Below are 18,578 nucleotides of genomic sequence, written 5' to 3'. Positions count from 1 at the left end.
TACGGGTTATCGTTCGGCTCCAAACGCGTGAACATCAACGCACGCATGATCCGCTTGCCGCCCTGGTCCTCACCCCAGTACCCGATCGACCACGGCTCGGCACACACCAGGGACATGTCCGTGATGCCACGCTTGGCCAACGCCTCCTGCACCAGCGGCGACGCGACCACCGCGGCCTCGCACTCGGCAAACTCATCAGCCATGATCGGCGGCTGCGTCCCGGCCGGCAACTCCACCCACCGCGTGATCGTGGACGAGGGCACATCCACGATCGCCTCATAGGCAAGATTCGTGTCGCGGTCCACCAACACCACCTCAGCCTCACGGCTGAAACTGCCGGCCCGCAACGCCGCCTTGGCCGGCTCATGCAACGACACACTACTGAACCGGAAACTCTCCCCGGCCGCCGGCCCCGACTTCAGGACACCAACAACCCGCGCCAGCTCATCACGCGACAACTGCTCAAACGGACGGGCCCCAGCCCCCGCAACAGCCCTACCCGCTTCGGTTTCTTCGATGGTCATGAGTTACTCCTTGCTTCTATTTCGGGATTATCCGGATGCGAATAGTTGCTCACTGCATTTATCTATTCGGCGCCGAAATACCCATGGGTAATTGAGGATCTTTTTGATAGGGGGGAGGCCAAGGTTCGGACTTGGCGCCCTGGAGGTACACGCTGATGGTCCGGGCCGTTGCCGATAATTCGTGGTTACCTCACGTCGGCCGCTTTGGTTGGCGCAGTAGCTGGCACCTTTGCATTTCCCGAGCTCGGCTGTGTGCCTGGTGGGCGTCTTTGCTGTCATGTCCTCGACCTCGTTGGGGTCAGTCAAGCTCTCCCTTGAGTGCGACTGCGAGTCGAGTTTTCGGTATTTGCAATTGTGGGTCTGCTGCGAGTGAGTAAATTGTTCTGTCTGCTGTGCATACGAGAGTACCGGGGTCAGTGACATTAGCGCGAGAGCATTTTGTGAGAAATTAGGGCCGAATGTTTCTCATGACGTGTAACATCCCGGAAACATTTGCTTGCAACACCGTCGTGACTACCCGTTGAGACTGTTGTGGTGAATATCCCTATCCGAACGGGTAACTCCCGAGGGGTACGCCGGGACTCGCGCTCGTTGTGACTGACCCCTGGCCAGGCGGACGCCTTGTGAAGGACAGCCCGGGAGGGTGGCCGAGAGAGGGGCAAATTCGTCCTGTCCCTCGTGCCTTGCTTTGGGATATGCTCCTGAAATGGCGCCGCGGAGTTTTCTTCAATGGCCGGTCGTCCGGCAATTAAGCACGGGCGATCTTCTGGGCCGTGGGCCGTCCGTTACGTCATCAAGGACAAAAGCGATCGCCTCGAGGACATCCACTGCTGACCGGGTTGTACAAAGCGTGTGCCCGTATTGCGCCGTAGGTTGCGGACAGCGCGTGTATGTCAAGGACGAGAGAGTGGTCCAGATCGAAGGCGACCCGGATTCCCCCATTTCGCGTGGTCGGCTATGTCCGAAGGGCTCGGCCAGCGAGCAGTTGGTCAACTCTCCCGGACGGCAGACGCGCGTGCTTTACCGTGCCCCACGCTCCGCGCGCTGGGAGTACCTGGATTTGGAGACCGCAATCGACATGGTTGCGGACCGGTTCATCGAGACGCGCCGCAGGACGTGGCAGCAGGAGGACGAGCACGGCCGGCTATTGCGCCGGACGATGGGCATTGCCTCGCTGGGCGGGGCAACCTTGGACAACGAGGAAAACTACCTGATCAAGAAGTTGTTCACGGCCGCCGGGGCGGTGCAGACCGAGAACCAAGCCCGCATATGACACTCCGCCACGGTTCCCAGTTTGGGAGCCTCGTTTGGACGCGGTGGTGCTACGCAATCGCTGCAAGACATGGCAAACGCCGACTGCATCATCATTCAGGGTTCAAACATGGCCGAATGCCATCCTGTGGGATTCCAGTGGGTCGCTGAGGCGAAGGCCCGCGGTGCGAAGGTGATCCACGTCGATCCCCGTTTCACGCGTACTTCCGCGGTGGCGGACAAGCACATTCCGATCCGCGCAGGCTCTGACGTTGTCCTCTTGGGTGCGCTCATCAACTATGTCATCAGCCACGACCTCTGGTTCAAGGAGTACGTCACCGCATACACCAACGCTGCGACCCTGGTTCACGAAGATTTCCGGGACACGGAGGATCTTGGCGGACTATTCTCCGGCTTCGACCCGAAGACCGGAGCGTACGACACCGCGTCATGGTCGTATGCCGAAGAGACTGGCGACGTTATCGATGAGCCCGGGCCCGGCGCGGAACATGGCTCCGGCACTTCGGCTCGTGCAGCTGGTGACCAATTCGGCAGCGGCGGCCCGTCCTTGGAACACGCCCAGGTGCACCGGGACGATACCTTGCAGGATCCCCGGAGCGTGTTCCAGATAGTCAAGCGGCATTACTCCCGTTACACGCCGGAGATGGTGCGGGATATGTGCGGCATCGATGCGGCGGACTTCGAGTACTTGGCCCGTACGATCACGGAAAACTCAGGACGCGAACGGACAACCTGCTTCGCCTATGCCGTCGGCTGGACCCAGCACTCGCTCGGAACGCAGTTCATCCGGGCTGCAGCCATCCTTCAACTCCTCCTCGGAAACGTGGGGCGGCCGGGCGGTGGAATCATGGCCCTGCGTGGCCACGCCAGCATCCAAGGTTCCACGGACATTCCAACCCTCTTCAACCTGCTTCCCGGCTACCTGCCGGTGCCCAGCGCGGGCAGGCACGACACGCTCAGCAAATACCTCGATGCAATCGCGTCGAAGAAGCAGAAGGGCTATTGGGCGAACGCCGATGCCTACACCATCAGCCTGTTGAAGGCGTGGTGGGGCGATGCCGCCCGCGCGGAGAACGACTGGGCCTACGATTACCTCCCGAGGCTCACGGGAGCGCACGGCACCTATGAGACCGTGATGGGCATGCTCGAGGACAAGATAGAGGGCTACTTCCTGCTTGGACAGAATCCAGCAGTCGGCTCGGCCCACGGCCGCATGCAAAGGATGGGCATGTCCCATTTGAAGTGGCTGGTGGTACGCGACCTCAACCTTATCGAATCGGCGACGTGGTGGAAGGAAGGCCCGGAGATCGAATCCGGGGAACTGCGCACCGAGGACATCGAGACCGAGGTGTTCTTCATGCCGGCAGCAACCCACGTGGAGAAGGCGGGCTCGTTTACGCAGACCCAGCGGCTGCTGCAGTGGCGCCACCAGGCGGTCGCGCCGCCGGGGGAGTGCCAGAGCGAATTGCAGTTCTTCTATGAGCTTGGCAAGCGGATCCGTGCAAAGCTCGCCGGTTCGGACGATGAACGCGACCGTCCGCTGCTTGACCTGACCTGGGACTATCCCACGGACGAGCACGGTGATCCGGATGCGGAGGCAGTGCTTGCCGAGATCAACGGCCGGTACCTTTATGGCCCCGACGCCGGCAAACCGCTCTCCGCGTTCACCCAGCTGCGTCCGGACGGCTCGACGTCGGCAGGCTGTTGGATCTATACCGGTGTGTACGCTGACGGCATCAACCATGCCGCCAGTCGAAAGCCGGGCCGGGAGCAGGGACCTGCGGCTCCGGAATGGGGCTGGGCTTGGCCGGCCAACCGCCGGATCCTCTACAACCGGGCGTCAGCGGACCCCGAGGGTAAACCGTGGAGCGAGCGGAAGAAGTACATCTGGTGGGACCAGGAGCAGGGACGGTGGGTTGGAGACGACGTGCCCGACTTCCCGGTTGACCGGGCCCCGGGCAGCCACCCCGATCCCGACCTTGGCGGTCCGGCTGCACTCAGCGGAGATGACCCCTTCATCATGCAGGCCGACGGTAAGGGCTGGTTGTTCGCGCCCACCGGCCTCGTCGACGGTCCGCTCCCGACCCACTACGAGGCCCAAGAGTCGCCGGTGGCCAATGCGCTGTACAGGCAACAGCAGAGTCCTGCCAGACTCGTGTTCCCTCGTGCGGACAACCTCAGCGCGCCAAGCGCCGGGACCAGTGGCGTGGACGTGTATCCATTCGTCTTCACCACCTACCGGCTCACGGAGCACCATACTGCCGGCGGGATGAGCCGCTGGTTGCCGTACCTTTCGGAGCTGCAACCGGAAATGTTCTGCGAGGTGTCACCCGAGCTCGCCGCTGAACGCGGGCTCGAGCCCAACGGATGGGCCACGATCATTTCACCCCGCTCCGCCATCGAGGCCAGGGTACTTGTGACCGAACGGATGACACCGTTGGTCGTCGGCGGCCACACCGTCCACCAGATCGGGTTGCCCTATCACTGGGGAGTCGGTTCGAACGCCGTCGTCAGCGGGGACGCAGCCAACGATCTGCTCGGCGTGACGCTGGACCCCAACGTCCAAATCCAGGAATCGAAGGTGGCGTCCTGTGACATCCGCCCGGGCAGGCGCCCCCGCGGCGCGGATTTGCTCGCTTTGGTGGCCGAGTACCAGGCACGTTCCGGAACGACAATAGCGACCGGAAACAGTGCGGTGACCGATCCGGCCGCGGAAGGCATCGGCGCGGAAGACACGGGTGAGGGCGGCAGCGCCGAGGGCGGACCGTGATAATGACCGAGACCGTTGCCGCCGCAACCGAAGCACACTTTGCCCCGCCCGGACTCGCCCTGCTTTCGGGCAGGGGTCCGGGTGCCGACTCGACCTTGGAGGACTAGATGGGCCAGTTGTCCGGACCGACCGATCCCACTGTCGATGCCCACTGGGAGCACAACCATCCGCGCCAGGGCTTCTTCACGGACACCTCCATCTGCATCGGTTGCAAGGCATGTGAGGTGGCGTGCAAGGAGTGGAACCACAATCCGCGCGACGGAAACCTGGAGTTGCTCGGTTCCTCGTACGACAACACCGGCGCGTTGGGCGCGAGCACATGGCGGCATGTCGCCTTCGTCGAGCAGGGCCAGGAGCGGATTGCGGAGGCGCGGGAATCCGGGCGCGCCCTCGTCAACCTTGGCATGCCCCGGATCGGCCCTCCCAGCGAGCCTGACCCGCTGGATCTGTCGGAGGTTGATACGACGCCACCGGACACGCCCGACTTCCGGTGGTTGATGTCCTCCGACGTCTGCAAGCATTGCACGCACGCTGGGTGCCTCGACGTTTGCCCCACTGGCGCGCTTTTCCGCACGGAATTCGGCACGGTAGTGGTGCAGGACGATGTGTGCAACGGCTGCGGAACTTGCGTGGCCGGATGCCCTTTCGGAGTAATTGAGCGCCGCAGCGACGGGACAGCCGCCGTCGCCGCCCAGCGGGAGGAGCAGCACGCCGAGCATCCGGCGGTCCCCAACGTCGGCGTCGCCCAAAAGTGCACGCTGTGTTACGACCGGCTGCTCACCGACGAGACGCCGGCCTGCGCCAAGGCGTGCCCGACGACGTCCATCAAGTTCGGCGACCACGAGGACATGGTGCAGACGGCCCGGGAACGGGTGGCCGAGCTTCACGCGAAGGGACTCACGGAAGCGCGGCTTTATGGCGCTAACGAGCTCGACGGCGTGGGCGGAACCGGGTCGGTCTTCCTGCTCCTCGACGAACCGGAGGTTTACGGACTCCCGCCGGACCCTCGAGTGCCCACAGCCGACCTGCCTCGGATGTACCGGCGCGCCGGCGTCGCAGTGGCGGGCATGCTCGCGGCAGCTGCGGTGGCCTTCCTGGGAGGACGGGCGTGACCCATTCTGAATTTGATAGCTTCCGGCCGCCGGAGCCTCCCCGCCGTCGCCGGCCCGGTGAAAAGCGTGGCCCGGGCCGTCGCGGGAATGGTGACGGTTCCCGGGAAATGCCCATGGTTCCGGAGCCGGAATTCACCTCCTATTACGGACGACCGGTGGTCAAACCCGCTCCGTGGGGCGACGACGTCGCCATCTACCTGTTCCTGGGCGGCGTCGCGGGCGGATCGGCCCTGCTTGGCCTCGGCGGCCAACTGACCGGTCGGCCGACGCTTTGCCGGAATGCCCGCCTGAGCGCTTTAACGGCAGTGAGCCTCGGCGCAGTTGCTTTGGTGAAGGACCTGGGCCGGCCGGAACGATTCCTGAACATGCTCCGTACCTTCAAGGTGACATCGCCGATGAGCGTGGGCTCGTGGATTCTCAGCGCGTTCAGCGCCGGCACGGCAGTCTCGGCGGTGGCGGAAATTGACCGACTCAGCGGGATGCGCCTGCCGCTCGGCCCGTTGCGGACAGTCCTGCAAGCGGCCGAGGGGCCGGCCGGCATCGAAGCGGCACTGTTCGCCGGACCCCTCGCCGCGTACACGGCGGTCCTGCTCGGTGACACGGCGACGCCGACCTGGAATGCCGGGCATGAGGAATTGCCGTTCGTCTTTGTCAGTTCGGCCGCGCTCGCATCTGCGGGACTCGCGATGATCACGACGCCGGTAGCCGAGGCGGCTCCGGCCCGGAAGCTTGCCGCGTTGGGCGTAGTGGGCGACGTGGTGGCAATGCGGGTCATGGAACGTCGGATGGATCCCGTGGCAGCCGAGCCCCTGCACGAGGGCAAGGCAGGTGCCATGCTCAAATGGAGTGAGCGTTTGGCCGTCGCGGGTGGCTTGGGGGCCCTGCTCGGCGGACGAAACCGCGTAGTTGCTGCAGTTTCGGGACTGGCGTTGCTGGGCGCTTCGGCTTTGACGCGGTTCGGCGTGTTCGAGGCCGGCCTTGAGTCGGCGAAGGACCCGCGGTACACGATCGAGCCCCAAAAGAAGCGCCTCGCCGCACGTCGCGCGGCCGGCATTGTTGATGACGCGATCACTACCGCCAAGTGACCGGCGAGCGGTGATTCAGCGGATTTCGATGCCTTTCCCGGTTGTGGTGTGGCCGATCACGGGGTGCCCGGGCAATTCGCCGACGACGAGTAGTCCGCCGGAGGTCTGCGCGTCGGCAAGAAGCAGCAGATCGTCTTCGGTGATCCCGGGACCGGCGTGCAATTGCGGTCGAACCCAATCGAGATTGCGCCGGGTCCCGCCGGAAATAAAGCCATCCCGCAGCGCCTGCCGGGCGCCGTCGACGAGCGGTACCGCGTTCAGATCGATCACTGCGCCCACACCGGAGGCACGGACCATCTTGTAGAGGTGTCCCAGCAAGCCAAAGCCTGTCACATCGGTGGCCGCCTGCACGCCAGCCGCCATCGCGGCCTCGGAGGCGTCGCGGTTGAGGCTCGCCATGGTCGCTACCGCTTCGGCGAACACCTCACCGGTCTGCTTGTGCCGGTTGTTGAGGAGTCCGACGCCGATCGGCTTGGTGAGCGTGATCGGCAAACCGGGCTTGGCGGCGTCGTTGCGCATGAGCTGCTCGGGAGGGGCGACGCCGGTAACCGCCATGCCGTATTTCGGTTCCGGATCGTCAATGGAATGCCCGCCGATCACGGGGCAGCCCGCCGCCGAGGCAATGCTCATACCGCCGCGGAGGACTTCGGTCATCAAGTCCGGCGAGAGCACGCCGCGGGGCCAGCCCAGGAGGTTGATCGCCATGATGGGGCGGCCGCCCATCGCGTATATATCCGAAAGTGCATTGGCCGCCGCAATCCTGCCCCAGTCAAAGGGATCGTCCACAACGGGAGTGAAGAAGTCGGCGGTGGAGAGGACCGCCAGGTCGTCGCGCACCAAGACTGCTGCCGCGTCGTCGCCGCTATCCAGGCCGACCAGCACGTCCGCGCCCGCTTGACCGGTAAGGCCGCGAACCGCTTCTTCAAGCTCGCCGGGAGGAATCTTGCACGCGCAGCCCCCTCCATGGGCGTAAGCAGTCAGCCGGGGCGCGCCGGCAGCGCTCTGATCTATGGCCGGATTTGACGTTCGGGCGTCACTCATTCGCCTAGCGTACTCCCGTAGGCAACCTGCTATATTGAGGCGCGGTGGCGTCCGGGTCCTGGTGGGCTCCCCGGTCTTCAAAACCGGTGAGGCCGAGCATCTCGGCCTGGCGGGTTCGATTCCCGTCCGCCACCGCCAACCACCGGCAGGCAATGCCGCGGAGCGAGGAGGGGCTGTGGACCACGTCGATCCCCGCCGCCTGATTCCCCGCACGAATGAGTTGCTGGAACTCCCAGGCGTCCGCGAGGCCGGGACACGGTTGAACGGACGCGTCATCCGCGATCTCGTACAGCATTTCCAGGAGCAATCGCGGCGAGGTGAACTCGCACCCGGCCAAGTGGCATCGGCCCTTTTGGCCGCCGTCGCCGCGCGGAGGGCGACCACCCTGCGCCCGGTTCTAAACGCAACAGGCGTCATTGTCCACACCAACCTCGGACGCGCCCCGCTTTCGGCCGCCGCTATCGAAGCAGTTGTCGCAGCCAGCGGCTACGTCGACGTCGAGCTGGATCTCGGCGATGGCAGCCGCTCGTCCCGGGGTGCCGGCGCCCGGGCCGCATTGCTCGCGGCGTGTCCCGCCGCCGAGGATGCCCTGGTGGTCAATAACGGGGCCGCGGCACTGGTCCTGGCAACCACAGCACTTGCCGCCGGCCGCGAAGTCGTGGTGAGCCGCGGCGAACTTGTCGAGATTGGCGCCGGCTTCAGGCTGCCGGACCTCATAACGTCGACTGGCGCAAGGCTCCATGAAGTGGGCACCACCAACCGCACGCACCTGCGCGACTACGCAGCCGCCGTCGGGCCGGACACCGGTTGCGTTCTCAAGGTCCACCCAAGCAACTTTCGTGTCGACGGGTTCACCTCCGCTGTTCCATTGGACGAGCTGGGCCCGCTGGCAAAGGCAAACGGAATACCCCTCGTCGCCGATCTCGGGAGCGGGCTGCTGGCCCCCGACCCGCACCTGCCGCACGAACCCGACGCCGCCACCGCCTTGGCGGACGGTGCCGACGTCGTTACCGCCAGCGGCGACAAACTGCTGGGCGGTCCCCAGGCAGGTCTGCTGCTTGGACGCAAGGAAATCATCACCCAATTGGCTCGCCACCCGCTCGCCCGGGCAGTCCGGGCCGACAAACTCGCGCTCGCAGCGCTGGAGGCGACTATTGCGGGCGAACCGCCGCCCGTCGTCGAGGCGCTGCACGCCGACGTCGGGCAGTTGCGGCGCCGCACGGACACGCTCGCCCAAGCGCTCGGGGTACCCGTAGTGGCGCATGAAGGCAGGGTCGGCGGCGGCGGCGCGCCCGGCGTTGCCCTGCCGGGATGGGCGCTCCGGCTTCCTGAGGGAGTTGCGCGTCTTCTGCGGGCCGGTGACCCGGCTGTGCTGCCTCGCGTCCACGACGGTTCCTGCCTGGTCGACCTGCGGTGCGTGCCCGAAGGCGACGATGAACGGCTGCTCTACGCGGTCCGGCAGGCTCTGGCGGACCTCGAGGTTGCGGGTGAAGGAAGGGCTGGCTGAACCGTGCACGTCGTCGCTACCGCCGGACACGTCGATTCCGGCAAGAGCACTCTCGTTCGCGCCCTGACCGGAATGGAGCCGGACCGCTGGGAGGAGGAACGGCGCCGCGGGCTGACCATTGACCTCGGGTATGCCTGGACAAGGTTGCCGTCCGGACAGGATGTTGCTTTCGTGGACGTGCCTGGGCATGAACGATTTCTCGGCAACATGCTTGCCGGAATCGGGCCGGCACCCGTGGTCTGCTTCGTCGTCGCTGCCGACGAAGGCTGGCAAGCGCAGTCGAGCGACCACCGGGACGCGGTCGCCGCGCTAGGAATTGAACACGGCGTCGTCGTCCTGAGCCGCGCCGACCGCGCGTCCCGGGAGCGGATCGGCGAGGTGCTCGCAAGGACCCGTGCCGAGCTGGCCGGGACCGGGCTGAACGATGCGCCGGCGGTCACCGTTTCCGCCGTCGACGGCACCGGCCTGGCTGACTTGCGCGCAGCGCTCGACGGCGTCCTGGCCGGCGTGCCTTCTCCCACGACTTCCGGACGGGTCCGGTTGTGGGTGGACCGCTCATTCACCATCACCGGTTCCGGGACCATCGTGACCGGGACACTGGCCGCCGGGACGATCGCCCAAGGTGACCGGCTGCAGATGCTCGGACACCTTGATTCCCGGTCCGTCGTGGTCCGTGGCCTGCAAAGCTGCGACACTTCATACCCCGCGGTGGGGCCGGTCAGCCGAGTGGCGTTGAACCTGCGCGACATTTCGGCGACGGATATCCGCCGCGGCGACGCGCTGGTGACCCCCGATGCATGGCCCACAACCGGCGTCATCGGCATCAGGCGGACCACCGGGGTGCCGTACACCGAGGCGCCGGAGCAACTCATGGTGCACGTCGGAACCGCATCGGTACCTGCGCGGCTGCGCGCCTTCGATGCCGACAACGCCAGGCTCGTCCTTGACAGGCACTTGCCGCTGGTTCTCGGCGACCGCCTGGTGCTTCGTGACCCGGGAAGCCGCTTGGTGCTGGGCGGCGCCCGCATCCTCGACGGCGACCCGCCTGCCCTGCGCCGGCGCGGCGACGGCGCCCACTGGGCGGAGAGGCTTGCAGGCATGGATTCGGCCGGCGACGTGCTCGGAGAAGTAGCGGCCCGCGGTGCGGTGAAGGAAGAACATCTGCGGCGGCTCGGGCTGCTGTCCGGGCACGACGGCGAAATCCCCGCCGGTGTCCGGGCTCTAGGGGAGTGGTGGGTACATGACCCTGTCCTCGAGGCGTGGCAGCAAAAGCTGAACCGCGCGGTTCGGGCGCTGCAGGAGCGCGACTATTTGGCCCCGGGCCTTTCCATGGGTGCGGCCAGGGACCTGCTCGAGTTGCCCGATGAGAGGTTGCTTGCCCACGTCATCCGCGGTGCGGGACTGGAACAGGACGGCGGCCACGTCCGGCTGCCAGGCAGCCAAGGCGACCTTGGCGCCGTCGAACCGGCAGTCGCCGAGCTGGAACGCAGGCTTGCCGCACATGCGTTCCAGGCCCCGGAGTCCGATCAGCTTGCCGCCCTTGGCCTCGGCGCCCGGGAACTCGCCGCCGCCGAACGCGCGGGGCGCGTGTTGCGGCTGCGGGACGGAGTGGTGCTGCTGCCTTCGGCCCCGGCTTTTGCCATGCGTGCCCTCGCCCGCCTGGAGCAGCCTTTCACCACGAGCGAGGCGCGACAGGCGCTCGACACGACACGGCGGGTCGCGGTTCCACTGCTCGAACATCTCGACGCGCGCGGCTGGACCCGGCGATTGGATGCCGGGCACCGGACGGTGGTGCGATGACTCGGGGTGGGCCCAGGCAAAGTCAGACGAACAAGGACAGCAACAAGGTCAATCCGAATCCCAGTATGGAAATGATGGTTTCCATGACTGACCAGGTCTTGATTGTTTGCCCGACCGTCAGGCCGAAGTATTCCTTGACGAGCCAGAAGCCGGCATCGTTGACGTGGGAGAAGAACAGCGAGCCGGCACCGATAGCGAGAACTACCAGGGCTAGCTGAGCTGGCGCCAAACCCGTTGCGAGGGGCGCGATGATACCTGCGGCCGTCACGGTTGCAACCGTTGCGGAACCAGTGGCGAGGCGGATCAGCACGGCGATGATCCATCCGAGCACCAGGGCCGACAAACTGGCGGCGACGGCGATCTTGGCGATCGCTGTGCCCGTACCGCCGTCCACCAGGACCTGTTTGAAAGCGCCGCCAGCGCCGACGATGAGCATTACCCCGACGATCGGCAGGAGGCTCTGGCCGATCTTCGTCGTCAGGGTTGAGGCGGAAAAGCCGACCGATGTGCCGAACGTGACCATGGCGAGGAGCAGCGCAACGAGCAATGCGAACACCGGGTCGCCGATGAAGTCCAGCAAGGGCCTGACTGCGGCGGATTTGTCTACCCAGATGTCTGCCGCGGCTTTGATCAGCATCAGCACCAACGGGGAGAGCAGCGTGACCAAGGTCCACGCAAAGGACGGGCTGCGGGTGGCGTTCGGATCCTGTGCAGTACCGCGGGGCACCTCGCCGTGTTCAACGTCCGTGTGTGCACTGCGGGCACCGGGCCCGCCTGCCCGGGCATTCCCGTCGGCTGCGACGGTGACGGCCAGGCCCGCACCTGCAGCCCCGATCGGGACCATCCGCGCGGCAAGGCGGCCAAACACAGGACCGGCGATGATGACGGTCGGAACAGCTATGAGCAGCCCGAAAGCAAGAGTCACGCCGACATTGGCGTGCAGGATGCCGATTGCCGCGAGCGGCCCGGGGTGCGGCGGGATGAACCCGTGGAGTACTGACAGGCCGGCGAGGGCCGGGATGCCCAGGCGCATCGCCGCGCCCTGGGAACGGTGCACGGCGAGCATTACAACCGGGATCAGCAGGACAAGGCCGATCTCGAAGAACATGGGGATGCCGATGATTCCGGCGATGAGCGCCATCTTCCAGGGCAGCGTTGCTGGCTTCCCATGGAGGAGGGTGTCCACGATCTTGTCGGCACCGCCGGAATCGGCCAAGAGTTTGCCTAGCATGGCTCCCAATGCGATGAGGACGCCGACGTATCCAAGTACCCCGCCAACGCCGTTTTCGTAGGACGTGGTCACTTTGTCCAAGGCGATCCCGGAGGCAATACCGACGAACAGTGCGCCGATGCTCAGCGCCAGGAATGCATGGATCTTTGCCCAGACGATCAGCAGGACAACGATTGCGATACCGACGGCCGCCACAATAAGCACCTGGGTGTCATGGCCGGTCCATGGCTGATGCATCGCGTCTGTTGTGGCGTCTGTGGCGACCCCGGTGAGGGGCCTGGTGAGGATGGAGATTCCGTTCATGGTTCTCGTCCTGTTCCGCCCGGCTATGCGCCGAACTTGCTACTGCGGATAATGCCCGACCCGGCATGGCCGGTCCAGGGGCTCCATGGTGCCCATCTTTGCAGTGCTGGAGTCTCACTTCCATAGAGAACCCGGAGTTTGTGTACAGCTCGCACCCGTTAAGAGCGGCCTTAAGGGGTGCGAGCTGTCCACAAACTCGGGGGTGTCACCGAAGTTCGCCAAGGATGGATTCGAGGGCAAAGTGCTGGGATCCTTGGAACTGTGTAAGGCTCCGACTCGAAGGGGCATCACACGCCCGGCCTCCAAGAAGGAGAGATTCGCGTGAGCAGCCTGGATATGGTTTTGGCCGGACTTGATGCCGAACTTGGCTGGATCCGGGATGTTTACTCCGATCTCCACCGGCATCCCGAGCTGAGCCTCCAGGAAAGCCGGACATCGAAGCTCGTCGAGGAAAGGCTCGCCGCATTCGGCTATTCCGTGACACGCATCGGAGGCACCGGCGTCGTAGGAGTCCTGGAGAACGGACGCGGTCGAGCGGTCCTCGCGCGGGCGGACACGGACGCTCTTCCCGTCGCCGAGGCGACGGGGTTGCCTTATGCGTCCGAGGTCGACGGCGTGATGCACGCGTGCGGGCACGATATGCACGTCAGCGCTTTGCTCGGCGCGGCGAAACTCATGGCTCACGGGCGTAACGCCTGGTCAGGGAGCTACACGGTCCTGTTCCAGCCGGCCGAAGAGGTGGGCGCGGGCTCAAAAGCAATGGTCGACGACGGGCTCGTCGCGAAAGTGCCGCGGCCCGACGTCGCATTCGCCCAGCATGTCATGCCGATCGCCGCGGGAATGCTCGCGACGACGGCTGGCCCGGTCCTCTCGGCCGCGGACTCGCTGCGGATAACCGTATATGGGAAGGGTGCGCACGGCTCGATGCCGCATATGTCCGTTGACCCGGTGGTGCTGGCGGCGTCGATCGTGCTCAGATTGCAGACGATCGTTTCGCGGGAGACGAAGCCGGGCGACTTTGCCGTTGTAACTGTGGGAGCGCTCAACGCCGGGACGACGTCGAACATCATCCCTGACCGCGCAAGGCTCCTAGTGAATATCCGGACTTACGACAATGACGTCCGGGCAACTGTGCTGGCTGCGATCGAGCGGATCGTCAGGGGTGAGTGTTTCAGCGCGGGCTCGCCGAGGGAGCCTGACTTCGAGTTTTACGATCAGTTCCCTTTGACCAACAACGATCCCGCTGTGACGGATAAGGTAACAGCGGCCTTCGCGGCCCACTTCGGGTCCGGCGCCGTGGTCCGTGCTTCCCGGCAGACGGCTTCCGAGGATTTCAGCCGCATCCCCGATGCTTTCGGAGTTCCCTATACGTTCTGGCTCCTGGGCGGCGTCGACCCTGCGTTGTACAAGGCTGCCCTTGCGAAGGGCACGGTTGCCAAGGACATCCCGGCCAACCATTCGCCGTACTTCGCGCCGGTCATCGACCCGACGCTGTCGATCGGCGTCCAGGCCCATGTTGTGGCCGCGCTTTCCTATCTCGCCGAAGGTAGGTAGGCGCGGAGACTGCTAATCACAGGTGGATGCGGCCTCGCAGGTGGATGCCGCCGGAAATAGTCCGGCGGCATCCAGTTGCCTGCTTTGCCTACGCGATGGGGTTGAGTGATTCGGTGAGTGCGGCGTCGGCGTCTTTGAGGACTTGGGCTGCTACTTGGAGTCCTTCGATGCGGCCGAGGGAGGTGTCTTCGTGTTCGATGTTGACCAGCAGGTTGGGGTCGACGTCGTGGAGGGCCCGGAGGAATTCGGTCCAGTAGGCGGTGTCGTGTCCGCGGCCAAGGGCGACGAAGTCCCAGGCGGAGTTCTTGGGCCATTCGTTGGCCCATTCGTCCCCGCCGAGGTTGGTGCGGTTCTCGTCGGGGGTGAGGCGGCGGAAGCTGTTGTCCAGCACGCCGTAGAGGGCGGCGTTTGCGGTGTTGACGCGGACGTCTTTCGCGGCGGCCTGGAAGATCAGGGGGCCGAGTTCGCGCACGACGGCGACGGGGTCCATTTGCTGCCAGAATAGGTGCGAGGCGTCCAGTTCGACGCCGACATGGGTCGCGCCGGTGAGGTCGATGAGTTTGTGGACGTCGGCGGTGTTGAACACGATGTTCTGCGGGTGCAGTTCCAGGGCGACTTTGACTCCGTGGTCCGCGGCGAGGCGGTCGGTTTCGCGCCAGAAGTCTGCCGCGATGCCCCATTGGTAGTCCAGGACGTCCAAGGCGGCGGAGTTCCAGGCGTTGACGACCCAGTTGGTGACGGTGGCGCCCGGTTCGCCGCCGGGCAGCCCGGACATGGTCACCACCCGGTTCTGGCCCAGGCGCTGGGCGAGGCGGATGGAGCGGCGGATGTCTTCGGCGTGCTTGTCGCCGATTTCGGGCTTCGGGTGCAGGGGGTTGCCGTTGCAGTTCAGCCCGGCGATGGTGACGCCGGTACCTTCGAAGATGCCCAGGAAATCATCCCGGGCGGTATCTGAGACCAGGATGTCGTCCATGGTGGGGACGTGGGTGGCGGGAAGGAAGCCGCCGGTGTTGATTTCGATGCCGGTCAGGCCGAGGTCGGCGATGACTTTCAGGGCCTCGGGCAGGGGGCGGTCGTGCAGGATGGCGTTGTAGACACCGAGTTTCATAGCGTGATCTTCTTTCCGTTGTTCAGGGCGGATGCGGCGACGGCGTCGAGCAGTTCCATGTTGCGTACGCCTTCGTCGAAGGTGGCGCAGCGGGGCAGGGAGTCGTTTTCGGGCAGGCCGGCGATTTCTTCGAGGAAGGCACGGGCCTGGTAGCCGAAGGCGTCGTTCTGGCCGAAGCCGACTTCCGGGGCGTCCATGGCCAGGCCGCCGGCGATGTAGGGGTGGCCCGGGCCCAGGATGACCTGGCGGTAGCCGTTTTCGGTTCCGGTTCCGTCGTTGAGGAAGAGCTGGATTTCGTTGGGGCGGCGCTGGTCGAACTTCGCACCGCCGTTTTCGCAGAACACTTCGAAGTTGAGGCTGTTGGCGTGCCCGGCCGCGACGCGGGAGACTTCAAAGCTTCCCGCGCCGGTGCCGAATTCGGCGTTGAACGCGGCGTAGTCATCGTTCTCGACCGCCTCGAACGTGTCGCTGACCGCGGCGTGGTCGTGGCCCATCACCGCGCCCAGCGGCAGGGGGCGTTTGCCGATCACGGTGCTGAGCCGTCCGCCGCTGATGGAGGTGATGTCCCCGCACAGGAATTCAGCCACATAGGTCAGGTGGCTTCCGACGTCGGCCAGGGCACCGGAGCCCGGGCCGCCTTTGTAGCGCCAGCTCATCGGGGCGGCGGGGCTGAATCCGTAATCGGTCCAGTACCGGCCGCTAAAATGCAGCACGTTGCCCAGGACGCCGGTGCGGATCAGTTCGCGGATGTACGCAATCCCGGGCGTGCGCCGGAACGTGAAACCGATCCGCGCCAAGGTTCCTCGGGCTTCCGCGGCCCGGGCAGCGTCGGCCATCGCCCGGGCATCCTCAAGCGTGTCCGAGAGCGGCTTCTCGCAGAGCACGTGCTTCCCGGCGGCCAACAGCCCTTCGACCACCTCACGGTGCAGGGAGTTCGCGATCACGACGCTGACGACGTCGATATCGTCGGCTTCCGCGATCGCCTGCCATGAGGTGTCGTGGCGCTCATACCCGAACCGCCGCGCCGCGAGGGAACCGAATTCGGCGTTCACATCCCCGATCGAGACCAGCCGCAGGGGCGGTAAAACAGGGTTGTACAGGGTCGACGCCGTGCGGTACGCCGCCGCATGCGCCTTACCGGCCATTCCCGCGCCGATCACGGCGATTCCGAGGCTCTCAGCCATTGATTTCTCCTTCGAAATTCACGCGGGGCCATTACCCGTCGTGGAGATTTTGGAGCGCTGCAATTTGCGCTGGTTTGAGGTTAGCTTTGTACGTATGTCCTGTCAATAACAGGCTACTATTCTTTATGAGATGCAAGGAGGATCAGGCGTGAAGCCGACGAAGAGTTCCAAATCCCGCCGCCCAACGCTCTATGACGTAGCGAAGCGCGCGGCCGTCTCGCCTTCCCTGGTGTCCCTGGTGCTGCAGAACCCGTCCAAGGTGAGCGACAAGAGGCGCGCGGCTGTCCAGGCGGCGATGTCAGAGCTGGGTTATCGGCCGAGCCGGGCCGCGGCGACCCTCGCCAGCAGCCGGACCCACAGCATAGGCCTCGTGATCGATGACTACAGGAATCTGTGGTTCGTAGATCTGCTCCGTGGCATGGAGTCGGTCCTTTCTGAACTGGGTTACCAAGTCACGCTTGCCGACTCGAGGCCGGGAGTCGACCGCTTGAAGGAAGCTGTCGACAATCTGCTGTCCTTGCACGTGGAAGGACTGGTAATTGCGGCTGATTCGAGTGACACCATGCCGTCGGGTCCACCGGTATCCGGTCCTCTGGCCGCCGGTTCCTGGGTCCCGACGGTGGTCGCCGGATGGCGTACAGGCATTCTCCCGGACGCCGATCTCATCACGAACGACGACGACGGCGGCGGCTCAATGGCCGTGCAGCATCTGCTCGATCTTGGACATACCCGGATCGGTCACGTCTCCGGGACCGGCGGGGCGGCGGCGCACCGCCGGGAGGGCTACCTGAGGAGCATGCTGGACGCGGGCCTGGCCCCGAATGTCGTGGGGCAGCAGGCGGGCACGTCCGAAGAGGACGGTTACGCGGGAGCCAGTTGGCTCTTGGATCATTTTCCGGAAACCACGGCGATCTTCGCTGCCAACGACACCATGGCGCTCGGCGTCCTTGCCGCCCTGAAAGTGAGGGGCCTTTCCGTTCCCGGCGACGTATCTGTGATCGGCTACGACAACTCTCCGCTGGCCAAGTCGCGGTATCTCGAAATCACATCGGTGGACAATCGAAGCGATCTTGTTGGAATCGCTGTGGCTCGGGCGCTGCTTGAGCGCATTCAAGACGCCAGTGTGCAACCGCGAAAAGAGCTCATCGAACCATCCCTCGTGGTTCGCGAAACTACGGGCAGGGCCAGGAACGTCGGTTAGCTGCGGGCACTGACTTCCGAGTTGTCCGGGACCTTGACCGTTCGGACCTGCTCCCGAATTGCCATACTGACGAAAGGCTTCGGCCTAATCCTTCTTCAGCTCCTCGGCGAGCATCACGATGATGCCGCTGGGACCGCGGAGGTACGTGAGCTTGTAAATGTCCTTATAGTTCGCCACTCCGCGAAGCGGATGGCAGCCGTGCTTTGCGGCTATTTTCAAGGCTTCTTCGATGTTCTCAACCGAGAAAGCGACACGGTGCATGCCGATCTCGTTCGGGCGGGTGGGCTCCGTCTCGATCGCTTGGGGGTTGATGTACTCGAAGAGTTCAAGGCGACCCTGGCCGTCCGGAGTTTGAAGCATGGCAATCTTCGCGTGGTTGCCGTCTAGGCCAACGGCGGTGTCCGTCCACTCGCCACTGACCGTGTCGCGACCGACGACGGTGAGCCCAAGGTCGGTGAAAAAGGCGATGGTTGCGTCGAGGTCGCGAACGGCAATCCCTACGTTCTCGAGTCTGATTGTCATGGGTTGCACGCTACCGGATGAAAGGACGGATGCGGCACTAAGCATTTTGGACTACTTCTCCGAAGACGTCGTCGGGGTCGAGGCGGCGGAGTTCTTCGGCGAGGCAGTCTTTGAGGCTGCGGCGTGGGAGGGAGATCCGTTGTGGGGGTTGGCCTGGTTGGGTGAGTTCGGCGATGGTGAGGCCGGGGCGGATGAGTTGGATGTCTCCGGTGGCGCGGGTGAGTTTGACGCGGCGGATGCCGGTTCCGGCGGGGTCGGCGACGATGTGGACGGGTGCGTTCAGGTAGAGGGTGAGCCAGGCTGCCAGGAGCAGGGTGCTGGGGGAGTCGGAGGCGCCTTCGACGGCGATGGCCGTGACGGGGGA

General features: G+C 65.0%; 13 protein-coding genes, 1 tRNA gene and 1 pseudogene. 8 read left to right on the top strand and 7 right to left on the bottom strand.

The features are described from left to right. Positions 1-524, bottom strand: a pseudogene (locus E1809_RS25320) (primary-amine oxidase); the annotation flags it as partial. Between the two features lie 706 nt (positions 525-1,230). Between E1809_RS25320 and fdh the strand changes: the two are divergent. From fdh to nrfD, 3 genes are all read left to right on the top strand, one after another. Beyond that, positions 1,231-4,566 (top strand): formate dehydrogenase, encoded by a 3,336-nt coding sequence (gene fdh, locus E1809_RS25310; protein WP_165962499.1) that lies wholly within the window; start codon positions 1,231-1,233, stop codon positions 4,564-4,566. 107 nt (positions 4,567-4,673) lie between these two features. Next, complete coding sequence (locus E1809_RS25305) at positions 4,674-5,678, top strand: 4Fe-4S dicluster domain-containing protein (RefSeq protein ID WP_133206986.1); 1,005 nt, start codon at positions 4,674-4,676, stop codon at positions 5,676-5,678. Next, positions 5,675-6,763: an NrfD/PsrC family molybdoenzyme membrane anchor subunit gene (gene nrfD, locus E1809_RS25300; protein ID WP_133206985.1), complete on the top strand. Its 1,089-nt coding sequence runs from the start codon at positions 5,675-5,677 to the stop codon at positions 6,761-6,763. The genes E1809_RS25305 and nrfD overlap by 4 nt, the downstream gene beginning before the upstream one ends. Before the next feature lie 15 nt (positions 6,764-6,778). Here nrfD and selD read toward each other — a convergent pair whose 3' ends face one another. Then, on the bottom strand, positions 6,779-7,804 hold the full coding sequence (gene selD / locus E1809_RS25295; protein ID WP_133206984.1) for a selenide, water dikinase SelD: 1,026 nt from the start codon (positions 7,802-7,804) through the stop codon (positions 6,779-6,781). A gap of 43 nt (positions 7,805-7,847) precedes the next feature. On the opposite strand from selD, the gene E1809_RS25290 reads away from it, so the two are divergent. The 3 genes from E1809_RS25290 to selB all read left to right on the top strand — a co-directional run bounded on the left by E1809_RS25290 (position 7,848) and on the right by selB (position 11,111). Beyond that, a tRNA-Sec gene (locus E1809_RS25290) sits at positions 7,848-7,942 on the top strand. Positions 7,943-7,979: 37 nt separating this feature from the next. After that, entirely contained in the window at positions 7,980-9,311 is a 1,332-nt protein-coding gene (gene selA / locus E1809_RS25285) for an L-seryl-tRNA(Sec) selenium transferase (RefSeq protein WP_133206983.1), read from the top strand. A gap of 3 nt (positions 9,312-9,314) precedes the next feature. After that, positions 9,315-11,111 carry a selenocysteine-specific translation elongation factor gene (gene selB, locus E1809_RS25280; RefSeq protein ID WP_133206982.1) on the top strand — a complete coding sequence of 599 codons (1,797 nt, stop codon included), beginning with the start codon at positions 9,315-9,317 and terminating at the stop codon, positions 11,109-11,111. Positions 11,112-11,133: 22 nt separating this feature from the next. Here selB and E1809_RS25275 read toward each other — a convergent pair whose 3' ends face one another. Beyond that, complete coding sequence (locus tag E1809_RS25275; protein ID WP_165962498.1) at positions 11,134-12,645, bottom strand: GntT/GntP/DsdX family permease; 1,512 nt, start codon at positions 12,643-12,645, stop codon at positions 11,134-11,136. A gap of 336 nt (positions 12,646-12,981) precedes the next feature. On the opposite strand from E1809_RS25275, the gene E1809_RS25270 reads away from it, so the two are divergent. Next, on the top strand, positions 12,982-14,199 hold the full coding sequence (locus E1809_RS25270) for an amidohydrolase (protein ID WP_133206989.1): 1,218 nt from the start codon (positions 12,982-12,984) through the stop codon (positions 14,197-14,199). Between the two features lie 88 nt (positions 14,200-14,287). Here the strand turns inward: E1809_RS25270 and E1809_RS25265 are convergent, their stop codons facing one another. Both E1809_RS25265 and E1809_RS25260 read right to left on the bottom strand, forming a co-directional pair. Continuing rightward, complete coding sequence (locus E1809_RS25265; RefSeq protein ID WP_133206981.1) at positions 14,288-15,307, bottom strand: sugar phosphate isomerase/epimerase family protein; 1,020 nt, start codon at positions 15,305-15,307, stop codon at positions 14,288-14,290. Then, positions 15,304-16,491: a Gfo/Idh/MocA family protein gene (locus E1809_RS25260; protein WP_133206980.1), complete on the bottom strand. Its 1,188-nt coding sequence runs from the start codon at positions 16,489-16,491 to the stop codon at positions 15,304-15,306. Before E1809_RS25260 ends, E1809_RS25265 begins: the two co-directional genes overlap by 4 nt. A 148-nt stretch (positions 16,492-16,639) precedes the next feature. Here E1809_RS25260 and E1809_RS25255 point away from each other — a divergent pair, with 148 nt between their 5' ends. Continuing rightward, positions 16,640-17,692, top strand: a complete 1,053-nt coding sequence (locus E1809_RS25255) for a LacI family DNA-binding transcriptional regulator (protein ID WP_235835777.1) — start codon at positions 16,640-16,642, stop codon at positions 17,690-17,692. An 84-nt stretch (positions 17,693-17,776) separates the two neighbouring features. On the opposite strand, the gene E1809_RS25250 is transcribed toward E1809_RS25255, so the two are convergent. Next, positions 17,777-18,214, bottom strand: coding sequence for a VOC family protein (locus E1809_RS25250; protein WP_133206978.1), 438 nt, complete (start codon positions 18,212-18,214; stop codon positions 17,777-17,779). 37 nt (positions 18,215-18,251) lie between these two features. Beyond that, positions 18,252-18,578 (bottom strand): OpcA/G6PD domain-containing protein (locus tag E1809_RS25245; RefSeq protein ID WP_205754330.1); only part of this gene is annotated, 327 nt, incomplete at its 5' end.

It is taken from the genome of Arthrobacter terricola (assembly GCF_004354015.1).
GTDB classification, from domain to species: Bacteria; Actinomycetota; Actinomycetes; order Actinomycetales; family Micrococcaceae; genus Arthrobacter; species Arthrobacter terricola.
This window is presented reverse-complemented; position numbering and strand designations above follow the sequence as displayed.